13 protein-coding genes are annotated in these 9,424 nt (G+C 51.7%); 4 read left to right on the top strand and 9 right to left on the bottom strand.

Annotation, left to right across the window (positions count from 1 at the left end):
- Window positions 1-124 precede the first annotated feature (124 nt).
- From F0Q32_RS05540 to dgcQ, 3 genes are all read left to right on the top strand, one after another.
- Window positions 125-1,036, top strand: a complete 912-nt coding sequence (locus F0Q32_RS05540; RefSeq protein WP_149462271.1) for a DUF808 family protein — start codon at window positions 125-127, stop codon at window positions 1,034-1,036.
- Window positions 1,037-1,113: 77 nt separating this feature from the next.
- The gene (locus F0Q32_RS05535; RefSeq protein ID WP_149462270.1) at window positions 1,114-1,293 is read left to right on the top strand and encodes a YodC family protein; all 180 of its coding nucleotides are present in this window, start codon (window positions 1,114-1,116) and stop codon (window positions 1,291-1,293) included.
- Window positions 1,294-1,495: 202 nt separating this feature from the next.
- Window positions 1,496-3,184, top strand: coding sequence for a cellulose biosynthesis regulator diguanylate cyclase DgcQ (gene dgcQ / locus F0Q32_RS05530; RefSeq protein WP_149462269.1), 1,689 nt, complete (start codon window positions 1,496-1,498; stop codon window positions 3,182-3,184).
- Here dgcQ and F0Q32_RS05525 read toward each other — a convergent pair.
- Together F0Q32_RS05525 and F0Q32_RS05520 are read right to left on the bottom strand one after the other, a co-directional pair.
- The gene (locus tag F0Q32_RS05525; protein ID WP_149462268.1) at window positions 3,181-3,993 is read right to left on the bottom strand and encodes a mannosyl-3-phosphoglycerate phosphatase-related protein; all 813 of its coding nucleotides are present in this window, start codon (window positions 3,991-3,993) and stop codon (window positions 3,181-3,183) included. The genes dgcQ and F0Q32_RS05525 overlap by 4 nt on opposite strands.
- Window positions 3,994-4,287: 294 nt before the next feature.
- On the bottom strand, window positions 4,288-4,497 hold the full coding sequence (locus tag F0Q32_RS05520) for a YodD family protein (protein ID WP_149462267.1): 210 nt from the start codon (window positions 4,495-4,497) through the stop codon (window positions 4,288-4,290).
- Window positions 4,498-4,664: 167 nt separating this feature from the next.
- Between F0Q32_RS05520 and dsrB the strand changes: the two genes are divergently transcribed.
- Complete coding sequence (gene dsrB / locus F0Q32_RS05515) at window positions 4,665-4,853, top strand: protein DsrB (RefSeq protein WP_112296194.1); 189 nt, start codon at window positions 4,665-4,667, stop codon at window positions 4,851-4,853.
- Between the two features lie 46 nt (window positions 4,854-4,899).
- On the opposite strand, the gene rcsA is transcribed toward dsrB, so the two are convergent.
- From rcsA to fliM, 7 genes are all read right to left on the bottom strand, one after another.
- Window positions 4,900-5,523: a transcriptional regulator RcsA gene (rcsA, locus tag F0Q32_RS05510; RefSeq protein WP_149462265.1), complete on the bottom strand. Its 624-nt coding sequence runs from the start codon at window positions 5,521-5,523 to the stop codon at window positions 4,900-4,902.
- A 278-nt stretch (window positions 5,524-5,801) separates the two neighbouring features.
- Window positions 5,802-6,596: a flagellar biosynthetic protein FliR gene (gene fliR, locus F0Q32_RS05505; RefSeq protein ID WP_149462264.1), complete on the bottom strand. Its 795-nt coding sequence runs from the start codon at window positions 6,594-6,596 to the stop codon at window positions 5,802-5,804.
- 5 nt (window positions 6,597-6,601) lie between these two features.
- Window positions 6,602-6,871, bottom strand: a complete 270-nt coding sequence (gene fliQ / locus F0Q32_RS05500) for a flagellar biosynthesis protein FliQ (RefSeq protein WP_007371488.1) — start codon at window positions 6,869-6,871, stop codon at window positions 6,602-6,604.
- 12 nt (window positions 6,872-6,883) lie between these two features.
- Window positions 6,884-7,621 carry a flagellar type III secretion system pore protein FliP gene (fliP, locus tag F0Q32_RS05495; protein WP_149462263.1) on the bottom strand — a complete coding sequence of 246 codons (738 nt, stop codon included), beginning with the start codon at window positions 7,619-7,621 and terminating at the stop codon, window positions 6,884-6,886.
- Window positions 7,621-8,004 (bottom strand): flagellar biosynthetic protein FliO, encoded by a 384-nt coding sequence (gene fliO / locus F0Q32_RS05490; RefSeq protein WP_149462262.1) that lies wholly within the window; start codon window positions 8,002-8,004, stop codon window positions 7,621-7,623. The genes fliP and fliO overlap by 1 nt, the downstream gene beginning before the upstream one ends.
- A gap of 2 nt (window positions 8,005-8,006) precedes the next feature.
- Window positions 8,007-8,420, bottom strand: a complete 414-nt coding sequence (gene fliN / locus F0Q32_RS05485) for a flagellar motor switch protein FliN (RefSeq protein WP_149462261.1) — start codon at window positions 8,418-8,420, stop codon at window positions 8,007-8,009.
- The gene (fliM, locus tag F0Q32_RS05480) at window positions 8,417-9,421 is read right to left on the bottom strand and encodes a flagellar motor switch protein FliM (RefSeq protein ID WP_149462260.1); all 1,005 of its coding nucleotides are present in this window, start codon (window positions 9,419-9,421) and stop codon (window positions 8,417-8,419) included. The genes fliN and fliM overlap by 4 nt, the downstream gene beginning before the upstream one ends.
- Between the last annotated feature and the right edge of the window lie 3 nt (window positions 9,422-9,424).

The following is a 9,424-nucleotide window of genomic DNA, read 5'->3' as shown; positions in this document are numbered from 1 at the left end:
TCTGCGAGTGCTTTTATTTGCAGTGAAATGTTGAATTTATGTATGCAAAATGTATGGTATGTGTAACCCGTATATTTGTTCCATACTGTGTGATTAATAAACAAAATAATGAAAGGAATAGATTGTGGCGGGAAGTAGTTTATTAACCTTACTGGATGATATTGCCACGCTGCTGGATGATATCTCCATGATGGGAAAGCTGGCGGCGAAAAAGACGGCGGGCGTGCTGGGCGATGATTTATCGCTGAATGCACAGCAGGTTTCCGGCGTGCGCGCAAATCGTGAACTTCCGGTGGTCTGGAGCGTGGCGAAGGGTTCACTGCTGAATAAAGTGATCCTCGTACCGCTGGCCCTGTTGATCAGCGCGTTTATTCCCTGGGCGGTGACCCCGTTGTTAATGATAGGCGGGGCGTTCCTGTGCTTCGAAGGGGTGGAGAAAGTGGTGCATACGCTGCATGCGCGTAAGCACAAAGAGGATGATGCCGCGCGTCAGCAGCGATTAGACGCTATCGCCAATCAGGACCCGATGGTTTACGAACGCGATAAAGTAAAAGGCGCTGTCCGTACCGATTTTATTCTCTCCGCAGAAATCGTCGCGATTACCCTTGGCATCGTGGCAGAAGCCCCGCTACTGAACCAGGTTTTGATTCTGTCAGGTATTGCCGTGCTGGTCACCGTCGGCGTTTATGGGCTGGTGGGCATCATCGTTAAACTGGACGATATGGGCTACTGGCTGGCAGAGAAAAAGAGCGCGCTGGCACAAGGGGTCGGGAAAGGTTTACTTTTTGTTGCACCCTGGTTGATGAAAATTCTATCAGTGGTCGGTACGCTGGCGATGTTTTTGGTTGGCGGTGGGATTGTGGTTCACGGTGTTGCGCCGTTACATCACGCGATTGAAGGCTTCGCCACACAGCAGGGCGCCGTCGTCGCGATGTTACTCCCGATGCTTGCGAATCTGGTGCTCGGATTTATTATCGGCGCTGTCGTGGTTGCGGTCGTAAATGGCATCAATCGCCTTCGTCAGCGTGAAGGCTAAAAAGTGCGCACCTATTACGCAAATCCGCTGGCGATCGACTAATGTGAAACTGTTTCACCCTGATACCGGAGGCAACTATGGTCTTTTTGGTCAGTGATGAAGTTCAGTCTAAAAATGGTGGTCAGCGTATGGTTGTGACGGGTTATGCCAGTGGGATGGTTGAATGTCGCTGGTATGACGGTTTTGGCGTCAAGCGTGAGGCCTTCCATGAAGATGAGCTCATGCCTGGTGGCGATAGCGCGCAGGAGAAAGCCTAGCCAAACGTCTTATCCGGCCTATAATTTTTTGCGAATCCAATATATTGCAGAAATCTTGTAGGCCTGATAAGCGTAGCGCATCAGGCAATGATGCGTGTGTGACTCGATACTAAGATTGTTTGTACATCATGAATTCAAGGCCGTTTTTCCGTTCAGGAGTGAGTACGTTGTCTTTTCATCAGGAGTTTTGCCGGGAGCCTTTGTGCATCCCGTAGCCCCCGAAAAATCCCCCGGTTGGTTGAGAAAACTTAGCCAGCACTCCAGACCCGGTAGAGTGGTAAACCTCTGCTTTTGTATTGTTCTGCTGTGTTCAACGATTCTGACGTGGCGCGAAACGGTGGTACTGGAGGAGGCTTATATCTCCAGCCAGCGCAATAATCTGGAAAACGTTGCCCGTGAGATGGATGGGCAGCTGCAATTCAACGTCGATCGACTGCTTTTTTTTCGTCATGGCATGCAGGCCGCGCTGCAGGCGCCGCTGGCGTTTGAAGTTTTGCGTAATGCGGAAGCGGAATTCTCCCGCAAACGCCATGAGCCAGACTGGCATATCGCGCTGGAAAACCGCCGTACGTTGCCGCTCAATGGTGTGTCGGATGCGTTTGTCGAGCAATCTGATTTCTTATCGCGCGATAACCCATTGGTCGCAAACGAGTTCACCGCGGCGTTAGAGCTGGGCTATTTACTGCGTCTTTCTTCTATTACCGGGCAACATCTTTCGCGCTTTTCACCGCGCATGCTTTACGTGTCGCGGGCCGGATTCTTCCTGAGCAGCGAGCCCGTGACCCGTAATATTACCGAGCAGTTTTATGAACTGGTGACCAGCCCGTGGTTCATACAGCAGTCTGAACGTGAAAATCCCGGACGTGGCGTGCGCTGGTACACGACGTTTTCCAGCGATAAACAGCATGAAGCGCAGATGGTTACCGCATCTGTACCGCTGAACTATCAGCACTACTGGTTTGGTGTGCTGGCGGCGCAACTCTCCGTCAGAGAAATGGGCGAGTTTTTGTTACGTGCCGTGGAAGGCGAAACAGAAGGGGAGTATCAGCTTTATGATAGCCGGATGAACCTGATCGCCTCGTCCAACCCGCATGTCACGCCACTCACCCAGGAAGTGCAGGCCCAGCTCGCTCGCGCCTACGAAGAGAATAATCGCGGTAGTCTTCGCGAAATGACGCGCTATATCAGCTGGGAAAAGCTGCGTAATTTTGATGGTGTTCTGCTGCGGATTCACAGCCTGGAAGAGGGGATAAAAGGCGATTTTGGGCGTATCAGCATCGCGCTTACGCTGCTGTGGATACTGTTCACCGGTATGCTGATTCTCTCGTGGATGGTTATTCGTCAGATGGTGAGTAACATGTCCACATTACAGGAGTCCCTGCAATGGCGCGCCTGGTACGATGCGCTGACGCGTTTATACAACCGTGGCGCATTGTTTGAGCGTGCGGCAACGGCATCGGCAGAGTGTCGGCAGGCAGGAAAACCGCTGGCGGTTCTGCAACTCGATCTCGATCATTTTAAATCGATTAACGATCACTATGGCCATCAGGCTGGTGACCGCGTGCTGGCACATATTGCCCGCTTGATTGCGAATAAAATACGCGAAGGGGATATTGCCTGGCGTGTGGGCGGAGAGGAGTTCTGCGTTGTCCTGCCGAACGCCACGCTTGCTCAGGCGCGAGAGATAGCCGAGCGTATCCGCGAGTGTATCAACCGCCGTGAGATACTGGTGTCGAAAGGGCAGACCATTCGCGTCAGCGCGTCCGTCGGGGTATCAGCCAGCGACGATGAGCAGAAACGTTATGATTTTGCCTATTTGCAATCGGTGGCCGATCGCCGCCTCTATCTGGCGAAAGAGGGTGGACGTAATCAGGTGCGCGCCAAAGATTAATCACCCAGGAAGTGGCTGAGGCCCTCGTCCCAGCCACTCGGGCCTTGCCGCTGCGTGTGGTAGACTCGTTGCGGGTCGTCATTTTTTAAATGAATCCCTTCCCGATTCAGGCTTTTCACCACGACGGCGTAATCGGTGCTATCCAACAGGTCTGCATCATTAGGGCCGTCACCTAAACCAAGGGAAAGTCGGCTGTGACCTTCCCGTTGCAGCATCCTGCGGCGCAGAAAACTGACCGCCTGAGCCTTACCGCTTTGCTCATCCAGCACGTGCCAGAAACGCGCCCCCTGAATAAAACGCAGCCCAAGCTGATGTAACGTCGCGGAAAATGCGGCCATGCGTTCATCTGTATCGCGCCAGATAAGCGTCTCAGAAGCCTCCTGAAGGCGTGCCAGCGCCGCATGTTTGTCATTCAGACCAGACCACTCGCTGAGCACCTGCGCGTCGACATCGGAAATCGCGGTAAACTTATAGCCTTCCCGTTCGCGAAGATGGTGCAGGACACCCAGAATATCTGCATGTGTTGCCCCGCAAATGATGCGTGGCCAGGACTCGTCATCCTGCCATTTTGCATCAAGCTGGATAACTGCCCCGTTCTCAGCAATAAACGCGCGACCTTCCAGTCCAATCTCTTTCTGAATAAGCATCATTTCTGCAGCGGTTTTACTGCTACACAAGACAACTGGCACATCCCGCTGTTTCAGACGCATCAGCCAGGCTGCTGCCGGCTGCCAATCATAAGTGTGGTTATCCAGCAGCGTGCCATCTAAATCAGTGAAGATTACCAGCGGTTGTTGCCAATCAAACATAAGATCTCCTTATGCACACAAAGGTTATTAAGAAAAATCTCAAAATAATAAAACGGTATAATTGAGATAAAACGCATGACAACCCGCGTGGGATGCTGGGCCCGCGGTAATGCACTTAGGCATTGTCCGTGAGTGGATTGTTCTGTCTGGTGAATAAATCTTGTCATTGGATATAAACGCAGATAATGTTTCATCCACATCAGATTTCCTGGTGTAACGAATTTTTCGATGACTTCTTGCAGATGCAAGTTTGATCCCGACTCCTCAAGCGTCGGGATTTTTTTATCCCTATCCTCATCGATTGACTTCGTTCACGCTAAAATCGTGAATATCCAGCTCAAACGCTTCAGCCAGTTCTCGCCAGGTATGGTATTCACGGCCATCAACGCTCACGTGATAAGGATCGTCAGCGGTACGATGGATTTCGCTTTCGCTGATTTCATTGATTGCTGCCAGCAGCGCATCAACATTGACGCCGTGGGTCGCTTTGGCATTGTTCATCATCACTACCTCTTACAGCCCGTGCAATAATAAGTATACCCGGCATTTATCAATGTGCTCATTTTATGAGCGGATGAGTGATTGATGAAGAAAGCAGCAGTTATGCAGTCAGGCGCTGTCAGCGCGGGCATTTTGTTCTACACTGGGCAGAAATGTTGAGGAGATTGCGTATGCAGGTAAACGATCGTGTCACGGTCAAAACGGATGGCGGCCCACGTCGATCGGGCGTGGTACTGGCGATTGAGCAGTTCAGTGAAGGAACAATGTATCTGGTCTCGCTGGAAGATTATCCGCTCGGTATTTGGTTTTTCAATGAAAATGGCCATCCGGACGGTATTTTCGTCGAGAAAGTAGACTGAGTCGTCATGAAATTGACTGGCGGTGTTATCCGCCAGTAAGTCGACATTAACGCATATTCACGTAAATGCCGGAGGTGACATTATCTGCAAGACGCACAACATGATAGATCACTTGCTTATTATGCGTTTTAATTTTCCTCTTGATATTACCCTTATGTGACGATACCGTCTTGGCCTTAATATTCATTTGATCCGATATCTGAATCGTCCCCTGTCCCGACATCCACATGCGTAACATGCTCGATTCCGTTCGACTTAACGATAACGTCGACATGTTCATCTGCTTTACATTGTCAGTTTCTTTTTTAAGATAATTCCCCAAAATATCATCAAGAGTGTCTGGTTTGATCGATTTGGAGCTAATTAACAGATTACTCCTAACCATTAAATATTCATCAAAATGGATATTTGCAATCGCCATAAAAACGATAAACAGCGTTCTGGGGTGTTGATTAATGATTTGTTTAATGTGCTGACTGCTCTGTGCATCGTGGATAAAACAGTCTTCATTAATGAACACCACAGACGGGCGGCGGGTGCTACATAATGCCGCAAGTCCGTCAACGTCGCTGACGTTATCAATATCGCGCTTCTTAACCCCTCGACTCGTCAAGTACCCTATCAATCCTAGCCGGGTGTAACTGCATAGATCCATAATAATCGTTGACATGGCATACCCTCACTCAATGCGTAACGATAATTAACCCTCTTGCCTGAACACTTCATAACTGCCTGAGCAAATTATTAAAACTAAGAACCAAGCGAAGACGATCAGGCGGCCTAAACTATCCCGTAAAGTTACGTATAATTTGCCAGGAATCTTCTCAAAGTAAAGTAAATGTTATGTTATGTGAGTAGGGTAAAAACAAATAATCCGCGCCAGATATATCCTGGTTGATGTTTTATAAATTTCCTTTTAGGAATTTCCTTACAATATCGATAGCGGATTCAGGGATAATTGACTCGGGGTAACTCGCTGATAATATCCGCTAAAAGATCGAATATTTCGCTAAATAAATGTTCGCAAAAAGGCGCAATAAGTGGCATTAACGCCGCCATCAATAATATCCCTACAGTTAATGTGACTGGGAAACCGATCACAAATACGGACAATTGCGGCGCCATACGATTAAGCATACCTAATGCAAGGTTAACGGTGAGCAGCAGCGTAATGACCGGCAGTGCGAGCATCAGGCCATTGAGGAAGATAAGTCCCCCTGCCCGCGAAAGGGCCAGAAAGGCGTTGCTGTTAAGGGGGTCGCCACCAATGGGCAAGGTGTGAAAGGTATCAACAAGCAGCGAAATCAGCCATAAATGGCCGTTAAAAACCAAAAACAACAGCATGGCGAGCATATCCATAATTCGCGCCAGTACGGGCATATTCAGATTACTGCCAGGATCGACAAAGGTCGCAAACGACAACCCCATTTGCAGACCGATAATCTCCCCGGCAGTCCGCACGGCGGCAAAGGCAAATTGCATGGTAAATCCCAGTGCAATGCCAATCAGGATTTGCTGAAGCGCCAGCCAAAGGGCGTCAGGTGAAAAAAGCGGGACATCCGGCACCGGAATGGCGGGGGCGATAACCACGGTTATCACCAGCCCGAGCCCCAGTTTGACGCGTTTAGGCACGGTGCGTTCACTCAATATCGGGGCCGTAGTAATCAGCGCCAGCACGCGCAGCAGCGGCCAGAAATAGAGGCTTATCCAGTGGACCCACTGGTCGCTGGTGATATTGAGCATCAGGATTAGCCGATGATATACGGAATGTTATTGAACAGAGTGCGCACGTAATCAAGCAGCAGGTTGAGCATCCACGGTCCGGCGACCACGATAGCGATAAACACGGCGATGATTTTAGGAATGAATGAGAGCGTCATTTCGTTAATCTGCGTCGCCGCCTGCAAAATACTGATAACCAGCCCCGTAATCAGCGCCACCAGCAGCAGTGGCGCAGCCAGCGCCAGCGCGACTTTCATCGCCTCGGTGCCCATCATCATCACGGATTCAGGTGTCATGTCGCTTTCCTGTTAACTGTAAAAACTTTGCGCCAGCGAACCCACCAGAAGTTGCCAGCCGTCGACAAGCACGAACAGCATCAGCTTAAACGGTAGGGCGATTGTGGCGGGCGGTACCATCATCATCCCCAGTGCCATCAGCACGCTGGCGATAACCAGGTCGATAATCAGGAAGGGAATAAAAATAGTGAAGCCAATCTGGAAGGCGGTTTTCAGCTCGCTGGTTACATAGGCCGGTAGCAGAATGCGCAGCGGCACTGCTTCCGGGCCTTCAATGGGCGCACTGTTCGCCAGACGCGCAAACAGGGCCAAATCGGCCTCGCGCGTTTGACGCAGCATAAACTCGCGCAGTGGCTGCGAGCCTTTATCCATGGCTTCCTGCAACGTAATTTTGTCCTCGCTGAAAGGCTGATAGGCATCGGTGTAAATCTTATCGATGACCGGCGACATAATAAAAAAGGTCAGAAACAGTGCCAGCCCCAGCAGTACCTGGTTCGGTGGCGCAGAGGGGGTGCCCAGCGCGTTGCGCAGCAGACCGAAGACGATAATGATGCGCGTAAAACTGGTCATCATCAGCAAAATGGCCGGAATAAACGTCAGCGAGGTGATAAACACCAGCGTCTGAACCGGCAGTGACCAGCTTTGACCGCCGCCCGGTAATGGCTGGCTGACCAGCCCCGGCAGCTGCGCAAAGGCAGATGGCGAGAGCAATAACAGCGTGGAGATGAGGACAACGAAAATGCGGCGCATCAGGATCTCCTGGAACGCTTGAGAACATTTTTCATCAATGACGAAAAATCGGCGGCAGCAGGCTGTGTTGTTTGAGTATCTGCTGGCGCGGGCGGCAGCGTGTGCAGCAGGGTAACCTGATTGGCAGTGACGCCCAGCACCAGTCGTGCATCCTCGACGTTTACCACCACCACGCGTTCGCGTTGGCCTAATGAAGCGCTGGCGCTGACTTTCAGACCCTGCAGACATCTCACACTATTACCGCCGACGCCAAAACGTTTGGCAATCCACGCCCCCGCGAGGATCAGCAGAATAATACCGAGCAGCGCGCCGCTCACCTGAATCAGCGGTGAGGCATCGGGCGCAGACGCGTGGGTGACGGTGGCGTGAGTCGGACTTTTCATGATTAACGGCTCAGGCGACGCATGCGCTCGGACGGCGTAATGATGTCGGTGATGCGCACGCCATATTTGTCCGCCACCACCACCACTTCGCCCTGGGCAATCAGGTAGCCGTTAATCAGGATATCCAGCGGTTCGCCCGCCAGGCCATCCAGTGCGACCACGGAACCCTGCGTCAGACGCAGCAATTCTTTGATGGTCATGCGGGTGCGGCCCAGTTCAACGGTGAGCTTGACCGGGATATCCATAATCAAATCGATATCCTGCAACGTACCACTGACGTCGCCGCCGCCCAGTTGCTGGAACACGGCATCCGCCGCGCTTTTGCTGCTGGTGGATTGTTGTTCATTCAACGCTTCAGCCCACAGATCGTCCATTGCGCCGGTGTTCTCGTCGGACGGGTTATTCATATCACTCATTTGGGCTGTTCCTCATTCAACGAATTCAAAATCGGGTTAATCAGGTGTTCGACGCGCAAAGCATATTGGCCTTTTACGGTACCGTACTGGCTGGTGAGTACCGGCACGCCATCGACGTGTGCGATGATGCGGTCTGGTTTATCAATAGGCAGCACATCTCCGGGTTTTAGCTTCAGGATCTGCGACAGTCGCAGTGAAATGTCGGCAAAGTTTGCCACCAGCTCCAGTTCGGAGTGTTGCACCTGGCGCACCAGATTTTCGCGCCAGTTTTGATCTTCACTGCGCGAGTTTTCCAGCGGCGGATTTACCAGCAGTTCACGCAACGGTTCGATCATGCTGAACGGCAGGCAGATATTGAATTCGCCGGTCAGGTTGCCGATTTCAACGTGGAATGGCGTGTTGACCACGATGTCGTTGGGCGAAGTGGTGATATTGGTGAATTTAACCTGCATCTCGGAGCGCACATACTCGACTTCAAGCGGGTTAATCGCTTTCCACGCATCGCGGTAGCCTTCGAGCGCCAGTTTCAGCATGCGATTAATGACGCGCTGTTCCGTGTGGGTAAATTCGCGACCCTCAACCTTGGTCGGAAAACGACCGTCGCCCCCGAACAGGTTATCCACGGCGATAAACACCAGGCTCGGCGAGAACACGAACAGCCCGGTGCCGCGTAGCGGTTTCAGGTGGATCAGGTTCAGGTTGGTCGGCACGGGAAGATTGCGCGCAAATTCATGATATGGCTGAATTTTAATCGCCCCGACGGTAATATCCGGGCTACGACGCAGCAGGTTAAAAAGCCCCATGCGGAACTGACGCGCAAAGCGTTCATTGATGATCTCCAGCGCCTGCAAACGCTCGCGCACCACGCGACGCTGGGTATTGGGATCGTAAGGACGAATGTCGTTTTCGCCCGCCACGCCTGCCTGCGGTTCATCGCGATTGTCGCTGTCGCCGTTGAGCAGGGCGTCGATTTCGGCCTGTGAAAGAATGCTATCGCCCATGAG

This window comes from Pseudocitrobacter sp. 73 (assembly GCF_008369545.1).
GTDB classification, from domain to species: domain Bacteria; phylum Pseudomonadota; class Gammaproteobacteria; order Enterobacterales; family Enterobacteriaceae; genus Pseudocitrobacter; species Pseudocitrobacter vendiensis.
Note: the sequence above shows the minus strand (reverse complement) of the source record. Positions and strands in the feature narration are given on the sequence as shown.

Coding starts and splice junctions, on each gene's coding strand:
- F0Q32_RS05535 (WP_149462270.1), top strand. CDS start 1,114: ATGGTCTTTTTGGTCAGTGATGAAGTTCAGTCTAAAAATGGTGGTCAG.
- F0Q32_RS05525 (WP_149462268.1), bottom strand. CDS start 3,993: ATGTTTGATTGGCAACAACCGCTGGTAATCTTCACTGATTTAGATGGC.
- F0Q32_RS05520 (WP_149462267.1), bottom strand. CDS start 4,497: ATGATGAACAATGCCAAAGCGACCCACGGCGTCAATGTTGATGCGCTG.
- dsrB (WP_112296194.1), top strand. CDS start 4,665: ATGCAGGTAAACGATCGTGTCACGGTCAAAACGGATGGCGGCCCACGT.
- rcsA (WP_149462265.1), bottom strand. CDS start 5,523: ATGTCAACGATTATTATGGATCTATGCAGTTACACCCGGCTAGGATTG.
- fliR (WP_149462264.1), bottom strand. CDS start 6,596: ATGCTCAATATCACCAGCGACCAGTGGGTCCACTGGATAAGCCTCTAT.
- fliQ (WP_007371488.1), bottom strand. CDS start 6,871: ATGACACCTGAATCCGTGATGATGATGGGCACCGAGGCGATGAAAGTC.
- fliP (WP_149462263.1), bottom strand. CDS start 7,621: ATGCGCCGCATTTTCGTTGTCCTCATCTCCACGCTGTTATTGCTCTCG.
- fliO (WP_149462262.1), bottom strand. CDS start 8,004: ATGAAAAGTCCGACTCACGCCACCGTCACCCACGCGTCTGCGCCCGAT.
- fliN (WP_149462261.1), bottom strand. CDS start 8,420: ATGAGTGATATGAATAACCCGTCCGACGAGAACACCGGCGCAATGGAC.
- fliM (WP_149462260.1), bottom strand. CDS start 9,421: ATGGGCGATAGCATTCTTTCACAGGCCGAAATCGACGCCCTGCTCAAC.